The sequence below is a fragment of the Paraburkholderia sp. genome (genome assembly GCF_028283785.1).
In the GTDB taxonomy this organism is placed as follows: domain Bacteria; phylum Pseudomonadota; class Gammaproteobacteria; order Burkholderiales; family Burkholderiaceae; genus Paraburkholderia.
Map to the genome: position 1 here is coordinate 192,354 of NZ_JAPWKB010000019.1, position 24,839 is coordinate 217,192.

24 protein-coding genes and 1 other RNA gene are annotated in these 24,839 nt (G+C 63.1%); 11 read left to right on the forward strand and 14 right to left on the reverse strand.

Annotated features, from left to right (window positions below; translation table 11 throughout):
- The first annotated feature begins 26 nt into the window (after positions 1-26).
- Positions 27-881, forward strand: coding sequence for a DUF3025 domain-containing protein (locus tag PW947_RS23155; protein WP_299635970.1), 855 nt, complete (start codon positions 27-29; stop codon positions 879-881).
- A 102-nt stretch (positions 882-983) separates the two neighbouring features.
- An RNA gene (gene rnpB / locus PW947_RS23160) (RNase P RNA component class A) lies at positions 984-1,395 on the forward strand.
- A gap of 70 nt (positions 1,396-1,465) precedes the next feature.
- On the opposite strand, the gene PW947_RS23165 is transcribed toward rnpB, so the two are convergent.
- Positions 1,466-1,888 (reverse strand): OsmC family protein, encoded by a 423-nt coding sequence (locus PW947_RS23165; protein ID WP_299634740.1) that lies wholly within the window; start codon positions 1,886-1,888, stop codon positions 1,466-1,468.
- Positions 1,889-2,564: 676 nt separating this feature from the next.
- Between PW947_RS23165 and rplM the strand changes: the two genes are divergently transcribed.
- The 3 genes from rplM to erpA all read left to right on the forward strand — a co-directional run bounded on the left by rplM (position 2,565) and on the right by erpA (position 4,020).
- Positions 2,565-2,993, forward strand: a complete 429-nt coding sequence (gene rplM / locus PW947_RS23170) for a 50S ribosomal protein L13 (RefSeq protein ID WP_090686673.1) — start codon at positions 2,565-2,567, stop codon at positions 2,991-2,993.
- 11 nt (positions 2,994-3,004) lie between these two features.
- Positions 3,005-3,397, forward strand: coding sequence for a 30S ribosomal protein S9 (gene rpsI, locus PW947_RS23175; RefSeq protein ID WP_299634741.1), 393 nt, complete (start codon positions 3,005-3,007; stop codon positions 3,395-3,397).
- A 257-nt stretch (positions 3,398-3,654) separates the two neighbouring features.
- Entirely contained in the window at positions 3,655-4,020 is a 366-nt protein-coding gene (gene erpA, locus PW947_RS23180; protein ID WP_299634742.1) for an iron-sulfur cluster insertion protein ErpA, read from the forward strand.
- A gap of 113 nt (positions 4,021-4,133) precedes the next feature.
- Here erpA and PW947_RS23185 read toward each other — a convergent pair whose 3' ends face one another.
- Positions 4,134-5,264 (reverse strand): anhydro-N-acetylmuramic acid kinase, encoded by a 1,131-nt coding sequence (locus PW947_RS23185; RefSeq protein WP_299635972.1) that lies wholly within the window; start codon positions 5,262-5,264, stop codon positions 4,134-4,136.
- Positions 5,265-5,547: 283 nt separating this feature from the next.
- Here PW947_RS23185 and tyrS point away from each other — a divergent pair, with 283 nt between their 5' ends.
- The 3 genes from tyrS (at position 5,548) to PW947_RS23200 (ending at position 8,110) form a co-directional block, all read left to right on the forward strand.
- The gene (gene tyrS / locus PW947_RS23190) at positions 5,548-6,792 is read left to right on the forward strand and encodes a tyrosine--tRNA ligase (RefSeq protein ID WP_299634743.1); all 1,245 of its coding nucleotides are present in this window, start codon (positions 5,548-5,550) and stop codon (positions 6,790-6,792) included.
- Positions 6,789-7,247, forward strand: coding sequence for a D-aminoacyl-tRNA deacylase (dtd, locus tag PW947_RS23195; RefSeq protein WP_299634744.1), 459 nt, complete (start codon positions 6,789-6,791; stop codon positions 7,245-7,247). Before tyrS ends, dtd begins: the two co-directional genes overlap by 4 nt.
- Positions 7,248-7,450: 203 nt before the next feature.
- Positions 7,451-8,110: a histidine phosphatase family protein gene (locus PW947_RS23200; RefSeq protein WP_299634745.1), complete on the forward strand. Its 660-nt coding sequence runs from the start codon at positions 7,451-7,453 to the stop codon at positions 8,108-8,110.
- Between the two features lie 41 nt (positions 8,111-8,151).
- On the opposite strand, the gene PW947_RS23205 is transcribed toward PW947_RS23200, so the two are convergent.
- The 4 genes from PW947_RS23205 to ruvC all read right to left on the reverse strand — a co-directional run bounded on the left by PW947_RS23205 (position 8,152) and on the right by ruvC (position 11,523).
- Positions 8,152-9,087: an oxygenase MpaB family protein gene (locus PW947_RS23205; RefSeq protein ID WP_299634746.1), complete on the reverse strand. Its 936-nt coding sequence runs from the start codon at positions 9,085-9,087 to the stop codon at positions 8,152-8,154.
- Positions 9,088-9,106: 19 nt separating this feature from the next.
- On the reverse strand, positions 9,107-10,216 hold the full coding sequence (gene ruvB / locus PW947_RS23210; protein ID WP_299634747.1) for a Holliday junction branch migration DNA helicase RuvB: 1,110 nt from the start codon (positions 10,214-10,216) through the stop codon (positions 9,107-9,109).
- 121 nt (positions 10,217-10,337) lie between these two features.
- On the reverse strand, positions 10,338-10,919 hold the full coding sequence (ruvA, locus tag PW947_RS23215; protein ID WP_299634748.1) for a Holliday junction branch migration protein RuvA: 582 nt from the start codon (positions 10,917-10,919) through the stop codon (positions 10,338-10,340).
- A 61-nt stretch (positions 10,920-10,980) separates the two neighbouring features.
- Positions 10,981-11,523 carry a crossover junction endodeoxyribonuclease RuvC gene (ruvC, locus tag PW947_RS23220; protein ID WP_299634749.1) on the reverse strand — a complete coding sequence of 181 codons (543 nt, stop codon included), beginning with the start codon at positions 11,521-11,523 and terminating at the stop codon, positions 10,981-10,983.
- Positions 11,524-11,619: 96 nt separating this feature from the next.
- Here ruvC and PW947_RS23225 point away from each other — a divergent pair, with 96 nt between their 5' ends.
- On the forward strand, positions 11,620-11,859 hold the full coding sequence (locus tag PW947_RS23225) for a hypothetical protein (protein WP_299634750.1): 240 nt from the start codon (positions 11,620-11,622) through the stop codon (positions 11,857-11,859).
- A gap of 191 nt (positions 11,860-12,050) precedes the next feature.
- On the opposite strand, the gene purH is transcribed toward PW947_RS23225, so the two are convergent.
- From purH to PW947_RS23250, 5 genes are all read right to left on the reverse strand, one after another.
- Positions 12,051-13,616 (reverse strand): bifunctional phosphoribosylaminoimidazolecarboxamide formyltransferase/IMP cyclohydrolase, encoded by a 1,566-nt coding sequence (gene purH, locus PW947_RS23230; RefSeq protein ID WP_299634751.1) that lies wholly within the window; start codon positions 13,614-13,616, stop codon positions 12,051-12,053.
- A 46-nt stretch (positions 13,617-13,662) separates the two neighbouring features.
- Positions 13,663-13,896, reverse strand: coding sequence for a Fis family transcriptional regulator (locus PW947_RS23235; protein ID WP_299634752.1), 234 nt, complete (start codon positions 13,894-13,896; stop codon positions 13,663-13,665).
- Positions 13,893-14,957, reverse strand: coding sequence for a tRNA dihydrouridine synthase DusB (gene dusB / locus PW947_RS23240; protein ID WP_299634753.1), 1,065 nt, complete (start codon positions 14,955-14,957; stop codon positions 13,893-13,895). The genes PW947_RS23235 and dusB overlap by 4 nt, the downstream gene beginning before the upstream one ends.
- A 224-nt stretch (positions 14,958-15,181) precedes the next feature.
- Entirely contained in the window at positions 15,182-16,390 is a 1,209-nt protein-coding gene (locus tag PW947_RS23245; RefSeq protein WP_299634754.1) for a UbiH/UbiF/VisC/COQ6 family ubiquinone biosynthesis hydroxylase, read from the reverse strand.
- 36 nt (positions 16,391-16,426) lie between these two features.
- On the reverse strand, positions 16,427-17,836 hold the full coding sequence (locus tag PW947_RS23250; RefSeq protein WP_299634755.1) for an aminopeptidase P N-terminal domain-containing protein: 1,410 nt from the start codon (positions 17,834-17,836) through the stop codon (positions 16,427-16,429).
- A gap of 216 nt (positions 17,837-18,052) precedes the next feature.
- Between PW947_RS23250 and PW947_RS23255 the strand changes: the two genes are divergently transcribed.
- Entirely contained in the window at positions 18,053-18,661 is a 609-nt protein-coding gene (locus PW947_RS23255) for a glutathione S-transferase N-terminal domain-containing protein (protein ID WP_299634756.1), read from the forward strand.
- Between the two features lie 87 nt (positions 18,662-18,748).
- On the opposite strand, the gene PW947_RS23260 is transcribed toward PW947_RS23255, so the two are convergent.
- The 3 genes from PW947_RS23260 to PW947_RS23270 all read right to left on the reverse strand — a co-directional run bounded on the left by PW947_RS23260 (position 18,749) and on the right by PW947_RS23270 (position 22,210).
- Complete coding sequence (locus PW947_RS23260; protein ID WP_299634757.1) at positions 18,749-20,359, reverse strand: FMN-binding glutamate synthase family protein; 1,611 nt, start codon at positions 20,357-20,359, stop codon at positions 18,749-18,751.
- A 177-nt stretch (positions 20,360-20,536) separates the two neighbouring features.
- Positions 20,537-21,682, reverse strand: a complete 1,146-nt coding sequence (gene mnmA, locus PW947_RS23265; protein WP_299634758.1) for a tRNA 2-thiouridine(34) synthase MnmA — start codon at positions 21,680-21,682, stop codon at positions 20,537-20,539.
- Positions 21,683-21,703: 21 nt separating this feature from the next.
- The gene (locus PW947_RS23270) at positions 21,704-22,210 is read right to left on the reverse strand and encodes an NUDIX hydrolase (RefSeq protein ID WP_299634759.1); all 507 of its coding nucleotides are present in this window, start codon (positions 22,208-22,210) and stop codon (positions 21,704-21,706) included.
- A 1,188-nt stretch (positions 22,211-23,398) separates the two neighbouring features.
- On the opposite strand from PW947_RS23270, the gene PW947_RS23275 reads away from it, so the two are divergent.
- Positions 23,399-24,550, forward strand: coding sequence for a Re/Si-specific NAD(P)(+) transhydrogenase subunit alpha (locus tag PW947_RS23275; RefSeq protein WP_299634760.1), 1,152 nt, complete (start codon positions 23,399-23,401; stop codon positions 24,548-24,550).
- Positions 24,551-24,839 lie beyond the last annotated feature (289 nt).

A 24,839-nucleotide genomic window follows, 5' to 3' on the forward strand; every position in this document is an offset into this window, starting at 1 on the left:
ACGTCGGGACTCGGGCTGGCGGCGCGCTGGGAATTGCCGGCGTGTCGGGCGCCGACGTTGCGCCGGGTTTCGGCGATATCGACTGGTCGGCGCCGTGGTTTGCCGCGTTGGCCGGACGCGGCGCGCGCTGGCAGTCGGCGGCGCTCGACAGCGAAGCGGCGATGCTCGCCACGATGAACGCCGACGCGCGCAATGCGTGTCATCCGACCGGCGGCGGCAAGCCGCTCGCGTTTATCGCGCAGGGCGATCTGCCGCCGGGCGCGGCCTACGAAGCGCATATCGCCGCGACCGGCTGCGTGCCGACCCGGCACAATCTCCACGATTTCTTCAACGGTTCGATCTGGTTTGCGTTTCCGCGCATCAAGGCGGTGTTGAACGCGCGCCAGGCCGACGCGATCGCGCAAGGCGGCATCGGGCCGACGCGCGGCGGTTTGCGCGACGCGCTGACTTTGTTCGACGAAAACGCGCTGTTGTTTGTCAGCACCGATCCCGCCTTGCGCGACGCGCTGCGCGGGTTCGCGTGGCGCAACCTGTTCGTCGACAACCGCGCGGCGTGGGGCGCGCGCTGCGAGGTCCGCTGCTTCGGACACGCGCTGCTCGAAAAGCTGATCCGGCCGTATAAGGCGTGTACCGGCCATGCGTGGATCGTCGATGCGCCGTCCGGTTATTTTGCGTGGCCGTCCGGCGAGCGTGACGCGTGGCTGGACGACACGGTCAGCGCGGCGCTGTCCCGCGACGGCGAACTCAGCAGCCGACGTTTCGCGCCATTGCCGGTGCTCGGCGTTCCGGGCTGGTGGCGCGACAACGAAACGGCGTCGTTTTACGACGACGCGTCGGTGTTCCGTGCGGGTCGATATGGTGCGCGGGCGGTTGGCGGCTGATTCGTCCACGGCTTCATGCTTGACCCAAAATCCCGCGCACACCCTGCCGATTCAGCTAAAGCGCCGACACCGCAGTCTCACGATGTTAGAATCGCGGCCAGCAAAGTAGGTCAGGCAGTCGCGGCCTCCGAGGTTTCGGCCGAAGAGGGCGAGGAAAGTCCGGACTCCACAGGGCAGGGTGATGGCTAACGGCCATCCGTGGTGACACGCGGAACAGGGCAACAGAAAGCAAACCGCCGATGGCCCGGCGCAAGTCGGGATCAGGTAAGGGTGAAACGGTGCGGTAAGAGCGCACCGCGGCTGCTGCGAGGCAGACCGGCACGGTAACCTCCACCCGGAGCAATTCCAAGTAGGCAGGCTAGCATCTTCGAGATGCAGGATGGGGCCCCCGTCACGTCTGCGGGTAGGAAGCTTGAGCGCGTCAGCAATGGCGCGTCTAGAGGAATGACTGCCACGCGCGTGGCGCTTCGGCGCGGCGCGTGCACAGAATCCGGCTTATCGACCTGCTTTGCCACTGAATGTAAAAATGCCGGCGTCCGTGAGGACGCCGGCATTTTGTTTTTCCGACGCAGCTTTTTGCGACTTCAGATCGCGACGATATCGAACGAGTGCGTCAGTTCGGCCGTTTTCGCGATCATGATCGACGCCGAGCAATATTTGTCGTGCGACAGATTGATCGCGCGCTCGACGGTCGCCGGATTCAGGTTCTTGCCAGTCACGGTGAAGTGGAAGTGAATCTTCGTGAAGACTTTCGGATCTTCGCTGGCGCGCTCGGCCTTCAGCGTTACCGTGCAACCTTGCACTTCCTGACGGCTCTTCTTCAGGATCATCACGACGTCGTATGCGGTGCAGCCGCCGGTGCCGAGCAGCACCATTTCCATCGGACGCGGGGCGAGATTGCGGCCGCCGCCTTCAGGTGCGCCGTCCATGGTCACCAGATGTCCGCTGCCCGTTTCCGCGGCGAAAGCCATCCCGTCCTGACCCATCCAGCTCACTTTGCATTCCATTGCGATTCCCCTGCTGCTCTGCTTGAAATTAAGACGGGAATTGTAGCGGCTTGCCAGATTGCCCGCCGCCCGTGAACTGGTGTCGGAGGCGGGCAGGGGGCGGGAAGGATGTTGCAGCGCCGCATGCTGGGCGCTTCGGGGATTATTCGCACGCTTCCAGGTGTTTAACTCTAAAGCGCGCGTCGCCGATCGGTTGATGGGAAACGGGCTCGGGTCGCTTCAGGTTGGCCTTGTCTAAAACTATCGGTGCGATTGAAATTTCACATTGTGATTGTCGATTTCGCAATGCAAATCATGTTGCGTCGAATTAGGGGAAACCATATAATCGTTTGCATTGGTTGTCGCAGTTCGACAATCTTCGCTTGTCTCCTCCACCCTCCTCCAAAAGGTGGATTAAACCCGAACCAATCGTTCGGGTTTTTTTTCGTCCGTCACGAGGGATGGGGTTGGCGGACGCGTCGATGCCGACGCATTTTCACGGTGAAAACGTCCGAAATCGACCGGTTCGCCGCAGAAGCCGCGTCACTTTGACTTCCATCGCGAAAATCCTCTATAATTCAAGGCTTTTCCGCATTCGTGCCCGCGGAGGAAGAACAGGGAGAGCCTGCACGCGCCTCGATGCGCACACTACAAGCAGGAAAAAAACACAGGGCGCGGCAATTTTTTTGGATCGATCATGAAGACGTTTTCCGCAAAAGCCCATGAGGTTACGCGCGAATGGTACGTGATTGACGCGACGGATAAGGTTCTCGGGCGTGTCGCCAGCGAAGTGGCACACCGTCTTCGCGGCAAGCACAAGCCTGAATTCACTCCGCACGTCGACACCGGTGATTTCATCATCGTTATCAACGCCGGCAAGCTCCGTGTCACGGGCAACAAGACGACGGACAAGAAGTACTATCGCCACTCGGGTTACCCGGGCGGTATTTACGAAACGACGTTCGGCAAAATGCAAGAACGCTTCCCGGGCCGCGCGCTCGAGAAAGCGGTCAAGGGCATGCTGCCGAAGGGCCCGCTCGGTTACGCGATGATCAAGAAGCTGAAGGTCTACGCTGAAGCAACGCATCCGCATTCGGCACAACAGCCGAAAGCGCTCGAGATCTAAGGGGAGCCCACATGATCGGTAACTGGAACTACGGTACGGGCCGCCGCAAGAGCGCCGTCGCACGTGTCTTCATCAAGGCAGGTACGGGCGCCATCGTTGTCAACGGCAAGCCCATCGCTGACTACTTCTCGCGTGAAACCTCGCTGATGATCGTGCGCCAGCCGCTCGAACTCACGAACCACGCTGGCACGTTCGACATCAAGGTGAACGTGACGGGTGGCGGTGAAACGGGTCAAGCCGGTGCGGTTCGCCACGGCATCACCCGCGCGCTGATGGACTACGACGCAACGCTGAAGCCCACGCTGTCGAGCGCTGGCTTCGTGACGCGTGATGCTCGTGAAGTCGAACGAAAGAAGGTCGGCTTCCACAAGGCACGTCGCCGGAAGCAATTCTCGAAGCGTTAATCGCGCTTCGTGCGGTTCCGCCCTCGGGTGGAATCGTCGCGAAAAAGCCGCCCACGCGTTACGCGTCGGCGGCTTTTTTCATTTCGCGGCGTTGTCGCGCGCTCCGTGGGCAACCGGCAAAGCCCCCGCGAGCACGTCGTTTGATGCTTCGCAAAAGGTTTGCGAATTCATTGAAGAACCTATTGATTTTATGGGCTTCAGCACGATATCGAGATCAGCCCTACAATAGCGTCTAGAAGCTTTTTTGGAGAGTTCGAATGAACGCAGTCACCGATACCGCCGTGGCCGAAATGCCGGCGCCATTCGTGTTTACCGACTCAGCGGCTGACAAGGTCAAGCAGCTGATCGAAGAAGAAGGCAACCCGGACCTGAAGCTGCGCGTCTTCGTGCAAGGCGGCGGCTGCTCGGGCTTTCAGTACGGTTTTACGTTCGACGAAGCCGTCAACGAAGACGACACCGTGATGAACAAAAGCGGCGTCCAGCTGCTGATCGACTCGATGAGCTACCAGTATCTGGTCGGCGCTGAGATCGACTACAAGGACGATATCAACGGCGCGCAGTTCGTCATCAAGAACCCGAATGCCTCGACCACCTGTGGTTGCGGTTCGTCGTTCTCGGTGTAAGCCGTATCGGCCGCAAGTCGATTCGCTAAAGAAAACGGGGCTGCGGCCCCGTTTTTTATTGGCTTTCGCGCATGGGAGCGTCGTCGCGCCCACGCCGTATCCGCAACGTCCGCCTAACGCGGATAAATCGCGCCCAACACGCGTTCGCCCGCCGCGCCCGTCACCGCCGGCAAATTGCCCGGCAATCGCGCGACGCACCGCATCGCCAGCCACGCGAACGCCAGCGGCTCGACCTGATTCGGTGGCACGCCCAGCGCGTCGGTGGTGAGAACCGGCACGCCGCTGACACCGCTTTCCTCCAGCGCCGTCTGAAGCGCCTTCATGACCTCGGGATTTCGGGCGCCGCCGCCGCAGACATATACCGCGCGCGCATCGGACGCATGCCGCTCGATTTCACGCGCGACCGTCACCGCTGTCAGCGCAACCAGCGTCGCCTGTACGTCTTCCGGCGACAACGCGGCGAACGGCGCAAGCTTCGCGTCGAGCCACGCGGCATTGAACAGATCCCGACCGGTGCTTTTCGGCGGTTGTTCGGCGAAGAACGGCTCGTCGAGAAATGCGTTGAGCAGCGTTCGATCGACCTGACCGGCCGCCGCGAACTGCCCGTTTTCATCGAACGGTTTCTTCAGATGACGATGCACCCATTCATCGAGCAACGCATTCGCCGGACCGCAATCGAAGCCGCGCACGCTGCCCGTCGCCGACAGGATCGTGATGTTGCTGATGCCGCCCAGATTGCAGACCACGCGCGTCTCGTCTTTCGCGCCGAACACGGTGGCGTGGAACGCGGGCACCAGCGGCGCGCCCTGACCGCCGGCCGCGACATCGCGGCTACGAAAATCCGCGATCACGTCGATGTGCGTCATTTCCGCGAGCAAAGCCGGATTGTTGATCTGTCGCGTGTAGCCTTTTTCTGGTCGGTGACGAACCGTCTGACCGTGCACGCCAATCGCCCTGACATCCGTCGCCGATAAACCGGCCCCGCGCAGTAACTCATGACAGCACACGGTGTAGCGGGTGGCGAGCGCGTTGGCGGCCAGCGCCTCGCGTTCGATCTCGTTGTCGCCGGGTTGCTGAAGCGCGAACAGTGCATTGCGCACGCCTTCCGAAAAGCCGACGAACGCCTCGGCCAGCACGACCGGCGGTTTGCCTTCCGCGAATTCGACGGCGATGCCGTCCACGCCGTCCATGCTCGTGCCGGACATCAAGCCCAGATACACGCCGTCTGCCGGTTCCTGCGCCACAGCTTGCGCCACGTTGTTGCTCCTTTTTTGCGTCGATTGCGACTTTCCAGCAGATTAGCAGCGCAACGTCGGGCGAGGTAGTGCGGAACGCATCGTGCAGCCTGGCGCGCGAGCATCATTCACGACTGTTTTGCGTTTATTCGTCGCGCCAGCGCGTTTTCGCGCCCGCAATCCGCGCGATCGTGCGCGGATCGGCGTAAAACAGCGCCGCACGACGTCGTCGGCGGACGCGGCGGCGTACATCTATGGGACAATCCTTCTTTTGTCGACCTCACGTTCCAGCATGAGCACCGAGTCCACCAAGCCCACTCCCGCCTTCCCGATCACCGACGAAGTCCGTCACGCGCTCGACGTCACCAAACGCGGTGTCGACGAACTGCTGGTCGAAGAAGAATTCGCACAGAAGCTCGCGAAAAGCGCGGCGACCGGTACGCCGCTGCGCATCAAACTCGGTCTCGATCCGACGGCGCCCGACATTCACATCGGCCACACCGTCGTGCTGAACAAGATGCGTCAGCTTCAGGATCTCGGCCACACGGTGATCTTCCTGATCGGCGATTTCACGTCGCTGATCGGCGATCCGTCGGGCCGTAACGCCACGCGTCCGCCGCTGACGCGCGAGCAGATCGAATCGAATGCACGCACGTATTTCGACCAGGCCGCGCTCGTGCTCGATCGCGAGAAGACCGAAATCCGCTACAACAGTGAGTGGTCGCTGCCGCTCGGCGCAGACGGCATGATCAAACTGGCGTCGCGCTACACGGTCGCGCGCATTCTGGAACGCGAAGATTTCACCAAGCGCTTCCAGGGCGGCGTGCCCATTTCGATCCACGAATTCCTGTACCCGCTGATGCAGGGTTACGACTCGGTCGCGCTGAATGCAGACCTGGAACTGGGCGGCACGGACCAGAAATTCAACCTGCTGGTTGGTCGCGAACTGCAGAAGCAGTACGGCCAGGAACAGCAGTGCATCTTGACGATGCCGCTGCTCGAAGGGCTCGACGGCGTCGAAAAGATGTCGAAGTCGAAGCACAACTACGTCGGTATCAGCGAAAAACCGAATGACATGTTCGGCAAGCTGATGAGCATTTCCGACGTGCTGATGTGGCGTTACTTCGAGTTGCTGTCGTTCCGCCCGATGACCGAGATCGGCGGTTTCAAGCGCGAGATCGAAGACGGGCGCAATCCGCGCGACTTCAAGGTGATGCTGGCGCAGGAAATCGTTGCCCGTTTCCATACGCAAGCCGACGCTGAGCGCGCGCTCGAAGACTTCAACCATCGCGCGAAGGGCGGTGTGCCGGACGATATTCCGTCGGTCACGCTGGCCGGCGCGCCGCTGGCCATCGGTCAGTTGCTGAAGCAGGCCGGTCTCGTTCCGTCGACCAGCGAAGCGGTCCGCAACATCGAGCAGAACGGCGTGAAGATCGATGGCACGGCCGTGTCGGACAAGGGCTTGAAGATCGAAGCCGGCGAATACGTCGTACAGGTCGGCAAGCGCCGCTTTGCACGCGTGACGCTGACGGCGTGATCGCGTTAATCCAGCGCGTGCGTCGCGCCGACGTACGCGTCGGCGAGCGGGTGACCGGCGCGATCGAGGCGGGTCTGCTCGCTTTGGTCTGCGCGGAACGCGGCGACACCGAAGCGGCCGCCGACAAGCTGCTGGCCAAGGTGCTCGGCTACCGCGTCTTCAGCGACGCGGCGGGCAAGATGAACCTGTCCGTGCAGAACATCGACGGGGAAGGGCGCGCGGGCGGCTTGCTGCTCGTGTCGCAGTTCACGCTCGCGGCCGATACCAACAGCGGTCTGCGTCCTAGCTTCACGCCCGCAGCGCCGCCCGACGAAGGCCGTCGGTTGTTCGATTACTTCGTGAACGCGGCGCGTGCGAAACACGCGATCGTCGAGACCGGTGAATTCGGCGCCGACATGCAGGTGTCGCTCGTCAACGACGGCCCGGTGACGTTCTGGCTGCAAACGCGGCCTTAAAGCGTGGCCTTAAGCGCCGTCATAGCGCGCTAAACGAAGCGCGCCGCATGAAGCGCGTCGATGACGCGCAGATCCACCCAATCCACTCGAACTCGCCGTGAACCACGCCCCGCGCGTGCGTCGACAGCAAGGCGGCGCAATCGCGCGCCGCGATATTTGCGACAATGGCGGATCTATTTCTACCGGCTGACAACGCCTCCCACATGTCGACGCAGATCCTCTTTATCCGTCACGGCGAAACCGACTGGAACCGCATCAAGCGTATCCAGGGGCATATCGACATTCCGCTTGCGACCAGCGGCATCGAACAGGCGCAAAAACTGGCCGCGCGTTTTGCGCGCGAAGCGAAGCAGGGCGCACGACTCGACGCCGTCTATTCGAGCGACCTGCAACGCGCGCAGCAAACCGCGCAGCCGTTCGCCGACGCGTTGGGTTTGTCGCTGCAATTGCGTGAAGGTTTGCGCGAGCGTTCTTATGGCGCGTTTCAGGGGCACGACAGCGACGAAATCGCCGCCCGTTTTCCGGACGAGTACGCCGAGTGGCAAACGCGTGATCCGGGTTTTGCGCCGCCGGAAGGCGAGTCGCTGCGGATGTTCTATCACCGCGTGTTGCACGCAGTCGAACCGTTAGTGGCCGCGCATCCCGATGGCCGGATCGCATGTGTCGCGCATGGCGGCGTACTGGATTGCATCTATCGGTTTGCGACCGGCCGTTCGCTCGACGCGCCGCGCAACTATCCGTTGCTGAACACCAGCCTCAACGTGGTCCGTTTCGCGGACGGCAAGGCAACGATCGAAAGCTGGGGCGACGTCACGCATCTGGACGGTCAAAGCGACGACGACGGCTTGAAGAAAGCGTCGTAAGCGTCACAGCGGACGAGGCGACGATGGCGGGAACACGGCGACTAGTCGTGCGACCCCGCCGCAACCCGTCGACGCGCACGCTTCGACACACCATTCACCAGCGCCCAACGCATCACCGGAGCGACCGTCTTGACGCCCGGTTGAACCAGCGCATGCCGCAGCCTGGCAAATCGCGCAAAGCCCAGCATGGTCTGAGCCCAGTCAGGCAATAAATCGATTCCGGCATGACGCATCAGCGTGCCCGCCGGACGCATCAGCGCGCTCGGCGGCTGCGCGTTCATCAACACTTTCACGACTTCCCGCGTGCGCTCGCTGGCGAGCAATTGAGGCTGCATGGCGAGCAGATAGGCGTCGATGGCGGCGCGCGTGCGCGGAACGTCCGGAGCGCCCAGCTGCGCTGCGATGGATGCGGTTTCGGCGAAGTAGCGATCTTGCTCGGCCTCCGGCAAGGCCGGATTCACGTAGCGCAAATACGCGGCCATGAAGCTCGACACCTCCGCGACATGGACCCACGTCAGCAACGACGGGTCGCTCGCGCGATAGGGCGTGCCGTCGAGCGCGGTGCCGGTCACGCCGAGATGGATCAGGCGCACGCGTTCGATCAGTGCGAGCGCGTCGTGCCGGTTGCCGTAAGTCGTACCGGCGATAAACGTCGCGGTCCGTCGTAGACGGCCGAGGATGTCGATTCGAAACGTGGAGTGATCCCAGACGCCGGCGAGCGCCAGCGGGTGAAGCGCTTGCAGCAGCAAAGCGCTGATGCCGCCCGCCATCATCGATGTGAAGTCGGCGTGGACTTTCCAGCAGACGGCGTCGGGACCGAAAAGACCGGGATCGCCCGGCGGTGACGAATAGTCGAGTGTCGGACCGCTGCCGCTTGTCAGATTCGTTACGCCTTGCGCCAGTTTTGTTCGCACGCGCTGTGCGAGTTGTTGCGCAAAACTGGCGCGTGCGCGGGATTGGCTGGCCTGGTCCGACATCCGTTGTGAGCCGGCGGACTCAGCCAGCCTTGCCGGAGCCCGAACCGGGACCCGAGCCGTTGCCCGTTCCCGTGCCCGAATCCCACGCACCGCGAACCGGGCTGGTCGCTTCCGGCGCCGACAGACCGAAGTGACGATACGTCAGCATCGTCGCGACGCGGCCGCGCGGCGTGCGTTGAAGGAAGCCTTGCTGGATCAGATACGGTTCGAGCACGTCTTCGATCGTGTCGCGTTCTTCGCCGATTGCAGCCGCCAGATTGTCGACGCCGACCGGGCCGCCGTCGAACTTGTACAGGATCGCTTCGAGCAGCTTGCGGTCCATGAGGTCGAAGCCGACCGGATCGACGTCGAGCATGCGCAGCGCCGCGTCGGCGACGGTGGCGGTAATATTGCCGTCCGCCTTGACCTCGGCGAAATCGCGCACGCGACGCAGCAGACGGTTGGCGATACGCGGTGTGCCGCGCGCGCGCTTGGCGATTTCGAACGCGCCGTCAGGATGAATCTGCGCATTCAGCAGCGACGCCGAGCGCGTGACGATGCGCGCCAGTTCTTCCGAGTTGTAAAACTCCAGCCGCGCGACGATCCCGAAACGGTCGCGCAACGGGTTGGTCAACATGCCCGCGCGCGTGGTGGCGCCGACCAGCGTGAACGGCTGCAAGTCGAGCTTGACGCTGCGTGCCGCCGGCCCTTCGCCGATCATGATGTCGATCTGGTAATCCTCGAGCGCGGGGTACAGGATTTCTTCGACGACCGGCGACAGACGGTGGATTTCGTCGATAAACAGCACGTCGTTCGCTTCGAGATTGGTCAGCAGCGCGGCGAGGTCGCCGGCGCGCTCCAGCACCGGCCCCGACGTCTGCCGCAGATTCACGCCCATTTCCCGCGCGATGATGTGCGCGAGCGTGGTTTTGCCGAGACCCGGCGGCCCGAACAGCAGCACGTGATCGAGCGATTCGGAACGGCGTTTAGCCGCCTCGATAAAGATTTCGAGCTGGCCGCGCACTTTTTCCTGGCCGACGTATTCGTCGAGCTGGCGCGGGCGCAACGCGCGCTCGAAAGCTTCCTCGTTCGACGACACAGGCGTGGCGGCGATGATGCGTTCGGCGGCTAGTTTGTCGGTTTCGATCATGCGTGCATTGTACCGCGCGACGTTCGCCGCGAAAGCTGGCCGAATGGCCAGGGTGCGCCGCCCGATGCGTCGTGCGATGCTTCACGCGTTGCGGTGCCGCGTGGGCCGCGGCAACGCGAAATCACGCTTTGGACAGCGCCTTCAATGCCAGCTTGATGCCTTCGGATACACCGGTTCCGGCCGGCACGTTCTTGACGGCCGCAAGCGCTTCTTTTTCGGAGTAACCCAATGCCAGCAACGCATTCAGGATGTCGGACGCATGATCCGACGCCGAAGCCGCATTCGCCATCGCGCCGAGATCTGCGCCGAGCTTGCCTTTCAGTTCGAGCAGCAGGCGTTCGGCGGTTTTCTTGCCGATGCCGGGCACGCGCGTGAGGCGCGCGGCGTCCTGCATCGTGACGGTTTGCGCGAGTTCGGCGACGCTCATGCCGGACAGCACGCCGAGCGCCATGCGCGCCCCGATTCCGGTGATCTTCAGCAGTTCGCGGAAGGTCGCACGTTCCTGCGCGGTGCCGAAGCCGAACAGCAGATGCGCGTCTTCGCGGACGATCAGCTGCGTCAGCAGCACGACACGCTCGCCGGCGGACGGCAGGTTGTAGAACGTGCTCATCGGCACGTCGACTTCATAACCGACGCCGTTGCAGTCGACCAGAATATGCGGCGGGTTTTTTTCCAGCAAGACGCCGGCAATGCGACCGATCATGGGGAGTTCGAGTAGTCAGAAAGTGAGAGAAAAGGCGAGCTTGAGTGTACGGGCGCGAGCGTCAGCCGACCAGCCTTCCGCGTCGCACGCGCAAGCCTTTTTTGGCGAGCGCGGGCGCGATGCCGCCGAGCGTACTGAGCGTGCTTCCGCCGTGTGCATGGCAGATCGCCATGCCGAGTGCGTCGGCGGCGTCGGTGCCGGGCACGCCGGACAGCGCGAGCAGCCGCACAACCATCTGCTGCATCTGCTCTTTGGTGGCGCGGCCGTAGCCGACCACCGCCTGCTTCAGTTGCAGCGCGGTGTATTCGGCAACCGGCACGCCGCCCGCCACCAGTCCGCAGATCGCCGCGCCGCGCGCCTGGCCGAGCAGGAGCGTCGATTGCGGGTTGACGTTGACGAACACTTTTTCGATCGCGGATTGATCGGGCGCGTGCTGGCGGATCAGCGTCGAAATGCCTTCGAAAATAGTGCCGAGGCGCGACGGCAAGTCGCCGTCGGCGGTCTTGATGACGCCGCTGGCGACGTAGCTGAGCTTTTGACCGTGTTGCTCGATCACGCCGAAGCCGGTGACGCGCAAGCCGGGGTCGATGCCGAGAATTCTCATGAGATGCGATACGAACGAAGTGCTTGCGATACTACAACGAACCCGGCGTGCGGCGGACGGGGCCTGGTCGCTTGCGCGAGAAAACCTGGGGCGCGGATGAAGCGCTATCTGAATCTCGACGGTCAGTCGGGCGTCGATGCGTACGAAACCGGTGACGATTACATCGACGTACGGTTTCGCGCGGGCACCGTTTACACGTACACGTCGGCGAGCGTCGGGGCGCGGCATCTGGCGGCGTTAAAGCGGCTTGCGGCGCAGGGACGCGGACTCGCGACTTACATCAGCAGTCATCGTGATGTGCACGACAACTACGCGAGCAAGGCGCCGGAAGACTGAATGGCCCACCCGACGGCCAACGCAACTGAGCGGCAGTCGCCGCGGAAACATCGCGGACTTCGTGACGCCACAACGCATCCGGAATCGCGACACCGCGCATCAAACAAAACGGCCCGACGGGTGAACCGGTCGGGCCGTTGCAATACGGAGCGGCGGAGCGGCAGTGCATCTGCCGCGTCCGTCGCGTGCGATCAGTGACGGAAGTGGCGCACGCCCGTCATCACCATCGCGATGTTGTGCTCGTCAGCCGCGCCGACCACTTCGTCGTCGCGCATCGAACCGCCCGGCTGGATCACGCAGGTTGCGCCCGCAGCCACCACCACGTCGAGACCGTCGCGGAACGGGAAGAACGCATCCGACGCGACCGCCGATCCATTCAGCGTCAAACCGGCGTTTTGCGCCTTGATGCTCGCGATGCGCGCCGAATCCACGCGGCTCATCTGGCCCGCACCGACGCCGAGCGTCATGCCGTTGCCGCAGAACACGATGGCGTTCGACTTCACGTACTTCGCGACGCGCCATGCGAACAGCAGATCGTCCATTTCCTTCGGCGTCGGGTGACGCTTGGTGACGACGCGCAGTTCGTGCGGTTGCACGTTCCTCGAATCCAGCGATTGCACCAGCAAACCACCGCCGACGCGCTTCAGGTCGAATGCGTTGTGACCGTCGCCGAGCGCGATTTCGAGCAGACGCACGTTCTGCTTGGCCGCGAACACCTGGCGAGCCGCCGCGCTGAACGACGGCGCGATCAGCACTTCGACGAACTGCTTGGCCACCGCTTGCGCTGCTGCTTCGTCCACTTCGCGGTTGAACGCGATGATGCCGCCGAACGCCGAGGTCGGATCGGTCTGCAACGCCTTCGAATACGCTTCGTGCGCGTCAGCGCCGAGCGCCACGCCGCACGGGTTCGCGTGCTTGACGATCACGCAGGCCGGCACGTCGAACGTCTTCACGCATTCCCACGCTGCGTCGGAATCCGCGATGTTGTTGTACGACAGTTCCTTACCTTGCAACTGGCTGTAGTTAGCCAATGCGCCGGACTGCACCGTCAGATCGCGATAGAACGCCGCGCTCTGATGCGGGTTTTCGCCGTAACGCAGATCCTGCACCTTGTTGAACGCGAGGTTGAACGTGGCCGGATACGTGTTGCGCGACGAGTGCTTCAGTTCGTCGGTCAGGCTGGTCAGGTAGTTCGTGATCGCGCCGTCGTACTGCGCGGTGTGCGCGAACACCTTGGTGGCGAGGCGGAAGTTGGTCGGATAGCCGACCGCGTTGCCGTTCGCACGCATTTCGTCGAGAACGACCGCGTAGTCGGCCGGGTCGACCACCACGGTGACGTCGCGATGATTCTTCGCGGCGGAACGCAGCATGGTCGGACCGCCGATATCGATGTTTTCGATCGCGTCTTCCAGCGAGCACTCTTCTTTCGACACCGTCTGCACGAACGGATACAGGTTCACCACCAGCAGATCGATCGTCGGGATGTCGTGCTGTTCAAGCGCAGCCATGTGTTCCGGCAGGTCGCGGCGCGCGAGGATGCCGCCGTGAACTTTCGGATGCAGCGTTTTCACGCGCCCGTCGAGCATTTCCGGGAAACCCGTGTAATCCGCCACTTCGGTGACGGCGAGGCCCGCGTCTGCGAGCAGTTTCGCGGTGCCGCCCGTGGACAGGATCTTGACGCCGAGACCGGACAGCGATTTGGCGAAATCGACGATGCCGGACTTGTCGGAAACGGAGATGAGCGCTTGCTTGATCATGATGAAGACTGAAAAGCCGATGAGAGACGAAGGCGGGCGCCGGAAACTACAGCAAGCCGTGCTGCTGCAACTTCTTGCGCAACGTGTTGCGGTTGATGCCGAGATACTCGGCTGCCAGCGACTGATTGCCGCCGGCCTGCTCGAGCACCACTTCGAGCATCGGTTTTTCTACGCACGAGATAACCATGTCGTAGACGTCGTGCGGATTAGAGCCGTCGAGATCCTGAAAATACATCCCCAGGCTGTCGCGGACAGATTGTTCAATATTATTTTTACTCATGCTGCCAGTCGGTCGGTATGGTCTGGCTCGCCGTTCGGACCTTGCGTGTCGTCGACATAGACGAGACGGTCGGACAGTGCCTTTTGAGCGTCGAAAAATTCGTTGACGGCGAGTAATTGTTCGCGCGTGGTGTCCAGCGTGTTCATGCGATGCCGGAACGTATTGGCGCCAGAAAGGCCGCGAGTGTACCAGCCGATGTGCTTGCGTGCAGTGCGCACACCGGTAAATTCACCGTAAAAAGCGTAGTGATCCTCTAGATGCTCGTTCATCACCTGCTGGATTTCATCGATGCGCGGAGACTGCATCAATTCGCCCGTTTGCAGGAAATACTCGATCTCACGAAACAGCCACGGGCGCCCCTGCGCCGCACGGCCGATCATGATGGCGTCCGCGCCGGTCGCGGCCAGCACGTCGCGCGCTTTTTGCGGCGACGTTATGTCGCCATTGGCCACCACCGGAATGCGCGCGGCGGCCTTGACTGCGGCAATCGTGTCGTACTCCGCATCGCCGTGATAGAGGTCGGCGCGGGTGCGGCCGTGTACCGTCAGCATTGAAATGCCGGCGCTTTCGGCGATATGCGCGATCATCAGCGCATTCCTGTTGTCGCGGTCCCAGCCGGTGCGGATCTTCAGCGTGACCGGCACGGCGTCGGGACCGACGCCGACCGCATTCACCACCGCCTCGACGATGCGTTGCACCAGCGGCTCGTTCTGCAACAGCGCGGAACCCGCCGCGACGTTGCACACTTTCTTGGCCGGACAACCCATATTGATGTCGATGATCTGCGCGCCGTTCGCGACGTTGTAGCGCGCCGCTTCGGCCATCATGGCCGGATCTGCGCCTGCGATCTGCACGGAAATCGGCTCGACTTCGCCCGTGTGGTTCGCGCGACGCATGGTCTTTTCGCTTTTCCACAACTGCGCGTTCGACGCGACCATTTCCGACACGGCGTAACCCGCGCCAAGCCGTTTGCACAGCTGGCGGAACGGCCGGTCGGTCACGCCTGCCATCGGGGCGACGAACAGGTTGTTGCGCAAATTGTGGGAGCCGATTGTGGGCATGGCGGACAGGTAGCCGAGCCGGACGTGACGAAGCCGTGACGTCCGGAATGGCGAAAATGGTGCAAGGGAAACCGCTATTTTAGCGTTAACGAATATCCCGTACCTGTTTTGGGCCGGATCAGCGCTGCTAAAACTTTGAACAAATTTGTTGTTGCGGTGTGACGAGCCGCCCGGCAAGCGCCCGCGACGACACTCGCGCTGGGCCTGTGGCCGGCGCGTCGGCGTCAGCGACGCTGCCCGAACATCATCTGCCGCGCGAGCGCGGTTTTCACCGGTGGGACGAATTCGAGCGCGGTCAGCGCGAGGCCGCGCAGAGCGGCGAGCGGCGGGAAATCGACCGTAAAAAGCCGCGCCAGCGTGTCGGTTGCGCCAATCGTCAGACGACGATCCAGCGCGCGACGCTGTGCGAACGCGGCCAGCGCCAGCGGACGCGCGCCGAATTGCGCAAGCGCGTCGGCGAGTGCGTGCGCGTCGCGCAAACCGAGATTCAGCCCTTGTCCGGCAACCGGATGCAAGGTCTGCGCCGCATTGCCGATTGCCGCGACGCGGCCTTTGACGAGCGCATCCACCGCATTCAGTCCGAGCGGAAACGATGCGCGCCCCTTGATCTGCGTGAAGCTGCCCATGCGGTCGCCGAACGCAGCGCCCAGTTCGTGCAGGAACGCTTCGTCGGACAGCGCCGTGCGTCGTTGCGCTTCGTCCGGCGTGCAGCACCAGACCAGCGCGTAGTCGCCGCCGCGCACGCCGCCGATGGGCAGCAACGCAATCGGACCTTCGCGGGTAAAACGCTCCCACGCGACGTGCGGTTGCGGCGCCGACACGCTGACCGTGCCGACCAGCGCGGTTTGTCCGTAATCGCGCGAGCCGCCGTCACCGGTTTTCTGCTGATGGAACAGGCCGCCCTCGGCATTGACCAGAATGCGCGTGCGCAGCGTACGCGTGACATGCGCGGTTTCGATGGACAGCGTGACGCCGTCGGCGTCCTGCACCGGCGTTTGCGCCGACGTGCCGCGAAACCAGTGGACGGGAGTAGGACGGACCGCGTCGGCGAGCGCGTGGACGATCGCGCCGTAGCGCAGCACGTAGCCGAGCGCCGGCAGGCCGTGTTCGCGATGGTCGATCACCGTGCGTCCGAAATGACCGCGTTGCGACACGTGAATGCGCTGGATCGTGGTGGCGTCGGCGGGCCAGCACAGCGGCTCCAGAATCATCCGGCTGCCTTGCGACACGGCGATGGCTCGGGGATCGGACGCGGCGGCTTCGGGATCGCGTGCGTCGATCAGCGCAACCGACATCGGCCGGGTCGCGCTGCGTCGCGCGAGCCAGCCGGCCAGCGCGAGCCCGACCGGCCCCGCGCCGACGATCGTCACGTCGAAATCGAACGGTGCGCCGGTGTGCGCCGTGTGCGCGTCCGATGACAAAGCTTCGTTCATATCAGTGTGTTTCCCTTGCGCGGACGTGACCGTGCATCACGCGTGCTGCGCGTGTTGCATCAACGCTTCGATGGCGTCTGCTTCGACCGGCACGTCGCGTGTGATCAGCTCGCAGCCGGTTTCGGTGACGATGGCGTCGTCTTCGATCCGGATGCCGATGTTCCAGTATTGCTCCGGCACGCCTGGCGCCGGACGGATATACAAGCCCGGCTCGATGGTCAGCGTCATGCCGGGTTTCAGCGTGCGCCACGGCAGCGCGCCCTGTTCGTCGGGTTGCGCATCCGGACCGCGGTCGCGGTAGTCGCCGCAATCGTGCACGTCCATGCCGAGCCAGTGCCCGGTGCGATGCATGTAGAACGGCGAATACGCGCGCTGCGATATCACGTCGTCGACGCTCGCGAACTTCTGCGCGTCGAGAATGCCGGTGTCGAGCAAGCCTTGCGACAGCACGCGCAACGCGGCCTGATGCGGCGCATCGAACGTGGCGCCGGCGCGGGTTGCGTCGATCGCGGCTTGCTGCGCGGCCAGCACGATGTCGTACAGCTCGCGCTGCGGCGGCGTGAAACGTCCGCTGGCGGGAAAGGTGCGCGTGATGTCGGACGCGTAACCGTCGAGTTCGCACGCGGCGTCGATCAGGATCAGGTCGCCTTCGGCGGCGACGGCGTTCCCGGCCGGGTAGTGCAGCACGCACGCATTCGCGCCCGCCGCGACGATCGACCCGTAAGCCGGCGCTTGCGCGCCGTGTTTGCGGAACGTGTAGAGAAGCTCGGCTTCCAGTTCGTATTCGTGCACGCCCGGATGACACGCGGACATCGCGCGGCGATGCGCCTGCGCCGAAATTTTGCCCGCACGACGCATGATGTCGAGTTCGTGCGCGTCCTTGATCAGCCGCATGTCGTCGAGCAGCGGCAGCAGGTCGTGCGCAGCCGACGGCGCGACCACGCCGCTGCGGCCCAGCGCGCGCACGCTGTCGAGCCAGCGGCGGACGTTTTCGTCGAGCGCGGGCGAACTGCCGAGCGCGTAATGCAGCGCGGGTTTGCCGGCCAGTATGCGCGGCAACTGCGTGTCGATTTCATCGACCGTGAACGCTGCGTCTACGCCGAATGCATCGCGCGCCGCGTCCGGCCCGAAGCGGAAGCCTTCCCACGTTTCGCGCTCGACGTTTTTCGCGCGGCAGAACAGCACCGATGCGGGCTCGCCGGACGCGGCGCTCGCGTCGAGCACGAGCGTCGCTTCGGGTTCGGTAAAGCCGGTCAGGTAGTAGAAGTAGCTGTCGTGCCGATAGGGGTAGTCGGCATCGCGGTTGCGCAGCACTTCGGGCGCGGTGGGGACGATCGCAACGCCGCCGCCGGCCGCCCGGAGCGCGGCGAGCACGCGCTCACGGCGCTGGCGGTACACGTCAAGGGCGGCGACCGGTTCGGTCTTGATGTCGAGGTGCGAGTTCATCGTGCGATTGTAGCGCTCAATAAACGTTTGTTTCGCCGCGCTGCACGCGCTCGCCTCGACGTTAGCTGTTCGGTCTATGGACGCCGCGCGCGGGCGGCCGCAATGTTGCACATGGACCGCGCCGCGAGCCGTTCGTCCGGCGAAGATTCGGCATTCGCATCGAACCGGCGCGCTTAGCACGTATACTTCCGGCCAATTCAAGAAGAGGCAGATGGAATGAAACTCATCGGTTCGCTCTCCAGCCCGTTCGTCCGCAAGGCGCGAATCGTGCTCTCCGAGAAAAAGATCGACTGCAAGCTGGAGCTGGAAAACGTCTGGAGTCCGGATACGGCCATCCATACGTTCAACCCGCTCGGCAAAGTGCCGTGTCTGGTCATGGACGACGGCGAAGCAGTATTCGATTCCCGCGTGATCTGCGAGTACGTGGATACCTTGTCGCCGGTCGGAAAACTGATTCCGCCGTCAGGCCGCGAACGTGTCGAAGTGCGCTGCTGGGAAGCGCTCGCCGACGGGATGATGGACGCCGCCGTGCTGATCCGTCTGGAAGGCACGCAGCGCACGCCGGAGCAGCGCAGCGACGCGTGGATCGCACGTCAGCGGCATAAGATCGAAGACGGTCTGGTCGCGATGTCGCACGGGCTTGCCGCCAAAACCTGGTGCGCGGGCAACCGCTTTTCGCTGGCGGATATCGCTGTGGGTTGCGCGCTCGGCTACCTCGATTTCCGGATGCCGGAACTCGACTGGCGCGAGCAGTTCCCGAACCTCGACAAGCACGATCAGAAGCTCGCGCAGCGTCAGTCGTTTATCGATACCGTGCTGATCTGATCGGTCCGGTACGATCCGCTCGCGGCGCGCGCCATGCGCGCCGCGACGCAGATGCTCAGCGGGCCGCTATCGATACATCGATATGCGTCAGGTCGCAATCAGTTCGACGGCCGGCGCAAACGAATCGGTCCGCGCGACCGGCCAGTACTTTTCGTACAGCGAATAGCGCAGCTTGCCGTTCAGCAGATCGTTCGGTTCGAGATACTTCAGCAGCTCCGACATCAATTGCACTTCATGCGACGACACGCGTCGCACGATGTGATGGGCGCGCAGTTCAGCGGGATGTTTGAGCCCGGCGGCCTGAATGATTTCCTGCAACGCGTGCAAGGTGTTGTGATGGAAATTGAACACGCGATCCGCTTTGTCCGGCACCACCAGCGCACGTTGGCGGACCGGGTCTTGCGTCGCGACGCCGGTCGGACAACGGCCGGTGTGACACGTCTGCGCCTGAATGCAGCCCACCGCGAACATGAAGCCGCGCGCCGCGTTGACCCAGTCCGCGCCGATCGCGAGCGTCTTCGTGATATCGAATGCCGTGATCATCTTGCCGCTCGCGCCGATGCGGATTTTTTGCCGCAAGCCGATTCCGACCAGCGTGTTGTGAACCAGCAGCAAGCCTTCCTGCAACGGCACGCCGACGTGGTCGGTGAATTCGAGCGGCGCAGCGCCCGTGCCGCCTTCCGCACCGTCGACGACGATAAAGTCCGGCAGGATGCCGGTCTCCAGCATCGCCTTCGCGATACCGAAAAATTCCCACGGATGACCGATGCACAGCTTGAAACCGGTCGGCTTGCCGCCCGACAGGTTGCGCAGCCGCTCGACGAATTCGAGCAGTTCGCGCGGCGTGGAAAACTCGGAATGCGTGGCGGGCGAAATGCAGTCGCGACCCATCGGCACGCCGCGCGTTTCCGCGATTTCCGGCGTGATTTTCGCGGCCGGCAACACACCGCCGTGGCCCGGTTTCGCGCCTTGCGACAGCTTGATTTCGATCATCTTCACTTGCGGCTCTTTGGCCTGCTTCGCGAATTTTTCCGGGTTGAACGTGCCGTCGTCGTTGCGGCATCCGAAGTAGCCCGACGCGATTTCCCAGATGATGTCGCCGCCGTGTTCGCGGTGATATTTCGACATCGAGCCTTCGCCGGTGTCGTGCGCGAAGTTGCCTTTTTTCGCGCCGAGGTTCAGCGCCATGATCGCGTTGGCCGACAACGACCCGAAGCTCATCGCCGATACGTTGAAGATCGACATCGAATAGGGTTGCGCGCGATCCGGTCCGACGACGATCCGGAAGTCGGCGCTGTCGAGCCGGGTTGGCGCGAGCGAGTGGCTGATCCATTCGTGCGCGACCGCCTTGACGTCGAGTTCGGTGCCGTACGGACGGCTATCCACGTCGTTTTTCGCACGTTGATAGACGATGCTGCGTTGCGCGCGCGAGAACGGCTTTTCGTCCGTATCGTTTTCGACGAAATACTGGCGGATTTCCGGCCGGATGAACTCGAACATAAAGCGGAAATGGCCCCACAACGGATAGTTGCGGAGGATCGCGTGACGTTGTTGCGTGAGATCGGCGAGGCCGAGCGCGACCAGCAGCGCGGGGACGATTGCGCAATACCAGGCTAGGTGGTGGGTAACGGCGAGCGCCACGCAGATCGCGAGCAACACGAACGCGCACCACATGGCGAGATAACGTCTGGACAGCATGGGGACTCCATTTTTCTATGAGTATGCTCACAGCGGGGTCGCCCTGAATGGCCAGGTTTCGGCGCAGAACGGGTCCGCGTGAGGTGAAACGAAAGACTGAAGGTGTGCGTGTTGCTGACCACGCATCGCGCGCGGCCGGTCGGGCCGCGCGCGATGCGCCGGGACGCTAAAACCGCGTTAGCGCGCGCTCAGGAGCGCGGCGGTTTGCGGTTTGCGCGCGACGGGCTGGCCGGTTGCCGCGGATTCGATGATGCCGCCGCCGAGGCAAACGTCGCCATCGTAGAGCACGGCCGATTGCCCTGGTGTGACAGCCCACTGCGCGTCGTCGAAACGCAGTTCGAACAGGCCGGCGGGCTGGTTCGCGGCGCTGAACGCGCAGTTCGCGTCGGCCTGGCGGTAGCGGGTTTTCGCGCCGCAGACGAGGCCTTCGGCGGGGGCTTCGCCCGCCACCCAGCTGGTATTGCCGGCTGTCAGCGTGTGGCTCAGCAGCCACGGGTGCTCGTGGCCCTGGGCGACGTACAGCGTGTTCGACGGGATGTCCTTGCCCGCGACGAACCACGGTTCGCCGCTGCCGTCCTTGCTGCCGCCGAGTCCGATGCCTTTGCGCTGGCCGAAGGTGTAGAACGCGAGACCGATGTGTTCGCCGACGCGCTTGCCGTCGGTGGTGCGCATCGGGCCGGGCTGGGTGGGCAGATAGCGGTTGAGGAAGTCGCGGAACGGTCGTTCGCCGATAAAGCAGATGCCGGTCGAATCTTTCTTTTTCGCGTTCGGCAGCCCGATCTGTTCGGCGATTTCGCGCACTTTCGTCTTCGGAATCTCGCCGAGCGGGAACAGCGTCTTCGACAGTTGCGCCTGGTTCAGGCGATGCAGGAAGTACGACTGGTCTTTGGTGTGATCGAACGCTTTCAGCAGTTCGTGGCGGCCGTTGTTTTCGCGGACGCGCGCGTAGTGGCCCGTCGCGATGGTTGCCGCGCCGAGCGACATGGCGTGATCGAGAAACGCCTTGAACTTGATTTCGGCGTTGCACAGCACATCGGGATTCGGCGTGCGGCCGGCCGAATATTCGCGCAGGAATTCGGCGAATACGCGGTCTTTGTATTCGGCGGCGAAGTTGACGGCTTCGACGTCGATACCGATCAGGTCCGCGACCGACACGACGTCGATCCAGTCCTGACGGGTCGAGCAGTACTCGCCGTCGTCGTCGTCTTCCCAGTTTTTCATGAACAGGCCGACGACGTCGTAGCCTTGTTCCTTGAGCAGCCACGCGGTGACCGACGAATCGACGCCGCCCGACATGCCTACTACGACTTTCTGCTTGCTCATTGGTTGCTCACTGCGTGCTTGCTACGTGCCTGACTGGCTTGATCGGACTGGCCCGACCGAATGCGTATGCACGAAGTCGAGCGGAAATTGCTGGCCGGCGAGGCAATCGTCGATACAGCGCATGACGAGCGGCGTTCGATGCCGTTCGGTGCATGCGCGGAGTTCGTCGGCGCTCATCCAGACGGTGCGGACGATATCGGGATCGAGCGCTCGCGTTTCTTGCGGTTCGGCGGCGCTGCCGATGTACGTGAACCGCAGATAGGTCGTGCCGGGCCCGGCGTCTTTTTGCCCTTCCGGATGGGGGAAATGGGTCATATAGACGCCTGTCAGCGCTTGCGGAACGAAGTCGAAGCCGGTTTCCTCGCGGGTTTCGCGGATCGCGGCCTGTTCGAGGGTTTCGCCCGGTTCGAGGTGGCCGGCCGGCTGGTTCAGGCGCAAGCCCGCCGGGGTGTGCTCCTCGACCAGCAGGAAGCGACCATTGCGCTCGATGATCGACGCGACTGTGACGTGGGCTGACCAGTTTTCCATGGGTGGGGATTTTACCGGGTTCGGGGGGAGGGTGCAGGGGGGCGGTTTTTTCTGGCTTTTCCAGGGTTTAGTGGGGTTTTTTGATTGCGGTTTTGGTTCTGGTTTTGTGCGTGTCCCGGTTTCACGCTGGTCTGCCTGGATCGTCCCTGTGCGGGACCGCACCTACTTTTCTTTGCTCGCGCAAAGAAAAGTAGGCAAAAGAAAGCGCGTTTACACCGACACTTCGTAGCGAGTGGCGTCCTTCCAGAACGGGTAGTGGACCGCGCACGTTTGGAGTTGCCGCGCCGCCTGGCGCGGTGGTCCGCGCCCGCACATCCCGCCCGCTTCGCGGCGGTAGCCCACTTCAAAATCCCGTTTGCGCTCCGGCATTCCCTGCTTCTTCGACGGTTCTGGCGCCTAGCTCAAAGCCCCGTTTGCCCCCGCGGCATTAGCCCATTTTCACCACGTCACTTGCACACCCTTTCGACGGTTCCGGCGCCCGGACCAAAGCCCGGTTTTCGCCACACCATTCGCCCGCGTTCACGTCCGTTCCAGCGCCCGACTCAAGGTCCGGAATGCGCCAGGGCATTGATTCGCCTTTAATGGTTTCGACGTTCCGGGTTGCCAGGAATTTGCGCGCGAGACCAGCCTGGCGCCTGGAGCCTGCCAGGAAAGTGGGTTTTGTGACGGACGGAGTGGGGCGCGCGAATGGCGTTGGGAGTGAAAGACGGGGCTGTGCCCGTCGGCTGTCGCGGAGCGAACAGCCGGAACGAATGACTGCCTTGTCACCGAGTTAAGCGGTGCGGCAACTCAAATCGTGCGCGGACCACTACCCGAAAAATACTAGACGCCACTCGCTACGAAGCGCGAGGTAAACGCGCTTTCTTTTGCCTACTTTTCTTTGCGCGAGCAAAGAAAAGTAGGTGCGGTCCCGCACAGGGACGATCCAGGCAGACCGACGTGAATACGGGACAACCAAACCAACCCAAAAGCCAAACCTTAAACAAACCAAAAAAAACCAAACCACCGCGCATCAACCCTACCCCCATTTCCCCGACCGTTTAAGTTAAAGTGCCAGCAAGCCGGAAACAAAAGTAAAACCAGAAACCGTCTCGCCGAATCCAGAAAAAAGCACAAAGAATCAAAACCGTAGCCGTTGCAACACCACGCCGGCGTCCGCGCCGGCCCCGAACCGTGGAGGATTCAACGATGCATATCGGAGTGCCAGCAGAGACACGCGCGCACGAAACCCGCGTTGCCGCGACGCCCGAGACGGTCAGGAAATACGTCGCCCAAGGTCATCGGGTCTCCCTACAGAGTGGTGCCGGAACCGGCGCCAGCTTTCCCGACGACGCCTTTGCCGCGGCCGGTGCCGAAATCGTCGATGTCGGTACGGCGTTCGGTGCTGAAATCGTCCTCAAGGTCCAATCTCCGACCGATCCCGAACTGGCTCTGCTCAAACCGGGTGCCACGGTGGTCGGCATGCTCGATCCGTTTAACCTCGATAACGCCGCGAAACTCGCCGCGGCGCGCGTCACCGCCTTCGCGCTCGAAGCCGCGCCGCGTACCACGCGCGCGCAAAGCCTCGACGTGCTGTCGTCGCAGGCGAATATCGCCGGATATAAGGCGGTGCTGATCGCCGCCACGCTCTATCCGCGCTTCATGCCGATGCTGATGACGGCGGCGGGAACGGTCAAAGCCGCGCGCGTGCTGATTCTCGGCGCGGGCGTCGCCGGCTTGCAGGCAATCGCGACGGCCAAACGCCTCGGCGCGGTGATCGAAGCGTCCGACGTCCGACCCGCCGTGAAAGAGCAGATCGAATCGCTCGGCGGCAAGTTTCTCGATGTCCCGTACGAAACCGACGAAGAACGCGACGCCGCACAAGGCGTCGGCGGCTACGCGCGGCCGATGCCGCCCGGCTGGCTGCAACGCCAGTCCGCGCTGGTCCACGAGCGCGCGAAGCAGGCCGATATCGTCATCTCGACCGCGCTGATTCCCGGCCGCCCCGCGCCGACGCTGATCTCCACCGAAACCGTCATGGCGATGAAACCCGGCTCCGTGCTGGTCGATCTCGCCGCCGGGCGCGGCCCGGAAACGGAACCCGGCTCGGGTCTGCGCGGCGGCAACTGTCCGCTCACCGAACCCGACAAGGTGGTGATCAGGCACGGCGTGCAACTGGTCGGCTACACGAACCTCGCGTCGATGGTCGCGTCGGATGCGTCGTCGCTGTACGCGCGCAATCTGCTCGATTTCATGAAGCTGATCGTCACGAAAGAGGGCGCGCTGAACATCGATCTCGCCGACGATATCGTCGCCGCCACGCTGTTGGCCCGTGATGGCGTTGTGACGCGTAAGGGTTGAACGGAACGTTGATGTATCGGGCGGGAGTAAGGCGCTAAAGCCCTAACTCCGGCTGACCGCAAATAAATTGCATGGGACGGGAGTCGGGCGCTAAAGCGCCAACTCCCGTCGCCCGCAATAAATTGCATGGGGCCGGAGTAAGGGGCTAAAGCCCCAACTCCGGCCGACCGCAATAAATTGCATGGGACGGGAGTAAGGGCTAAAGCCCTAACTCCCGTCGACGGCAATAAATTGCATGGGGCCGGAGTAAGGGGCTAAAGCCCCAACTCCGGCCGACACAGGAGACTGG

Coding starts and splice junctions, on each gene's coding strand:
- tyrS (WP_299634743.1), top strand. CDS start 5,548: ATGAGCACCGAGTCCACCAAGCCCACTCCCGCCTTCCCGATCACCGAC.
- mnmA (WP_299634758.1), bottom strand. CDS start 21,682: ATGAGCAAGCAGAAAGTCGTAGTAGGCATGTCGGGCGGCGTCGATTCG.
- rpsI (WP_299634741.1), top strand. CDS start 3,005: ATGATCGGTAACTGGAACTACGGTACGGGCCGCCGCAAGAGCGCCGTC.
- PW947_RS23245 (WP_299634754.1), bottom strand. CDS start 16,390: ATGAACGAAGCTTTGTCATCGGACGCGCACACGGCGCACACCGGCGCA.
- ruvB (WP_299634747.1), bottom strand. CDS start 10,216: ATGATCGAAACCGACAAACTAGCCGCCGAACGCATCATCGCCGCCACG.
- purH (WP_299634751.1), bottom strand. CDS start 13,616: ATGATCAAGCAAGCGCTCATCTCCGTTTCCGACAAGTCCGGCATCGTC.
- ruvC (WP_299634749.1), bottom strand. CDS start 11,523: ATGAGAATTCTCGGCATCGACCCCGGCTTGCGCGTCACCGGCTTCGGC.
- PW947_RS23205 (WP_299634746.1), bottom strand. CDS start 9,087: ATGTCGGACCAGGCCAGCCAATCCCGCGCACGCGCCAGTTTTGCGCAA.
- erpA (WP_299634742.1), top strand. CDS start 3,655: ATGAACGCAGTCACCGATACCGCCGTGGCCGAAATGCCGGCGCCATTC.
- PW947_RS23260 (WP_299634757.1), bottom strand. CDS start 20,359: ATGCTGTCCAGACGTTATCTCGCCATGTGGTGCGCGTTCGTGTTGCTC.
- PW947_RS23255 (WP_299634756.1), top strand. CDS start 18,053: ATGAAACTCATCGGTTCGCTCTCCAGCCCGTTCGTCCGCAAGGCGCGA.
- PW947_RS23270 (WP_299634759.1), bottom strand. CDS start 22,210: ATGGAAAACTGGTCAGCCCACGTCACAGTCGCGTCGATCATCGAGCGC.
- PW947_RS23225 (WP_299634750.1), top strand. CDS start 11,620: ATGAAGCGCTATCTGAATCTCGACGGTCAGTCGGGCGTCGATGCGTAC.
- PW947_RS23235 (WP_299634752.1), bottom strand. CDS start 13,896: ATGAGTAAAAATAATATTGAACAATCTGTCCGCGACAGCCTGGGGATG.
- PW947_RS23250 (WP_299634755.1), bottom strand. CDS start 17,836: ATGAACTCGCACCTCGACATCAAGACCGAACCGGTCGCCGCCCTTGAC.
- dusB (WP_299634753.1), bottom strand. CDS start 14,957: ATGCCCACAATCGGCTCCCACAATTTGCGCAACAACCTGTTCGTCGCC.
- PW947_RS23275 (WP_299634760.1), top strand. CDS start 23,399: ATGCATATCGGAGTGCCAGCAGAGACACGCGCGCACGAAACCCGCGTT.
- ruvA (WP_299634748.1), bottom strand. CDS start 10,919: ATGATCGGTCGCATTGCCGGCGTCTTGCTGGAAAAAAACCCGCCGCAT.
- PW947_RS23165 (WP_299634740.1), bottom strand. CDS start 1,888: ATGGAATGCAAAGTGAGCTGGATGGGTCAGGACGGGATGGCTTTCGCC.
- rplM (WP_090686673.1), top strand. CDS start 2,565: ATGAAGACGTTTTCCGCAAAAGCCCATGAGGTTACGCGCGAATGGTAC.
- PW947_RS23200 (WP_299634745.1), top strand. CDS start 7,451: ATGTCGACGCAGATCCTCTTTATCCGTCACGGCGAAACCGACTGGAAC.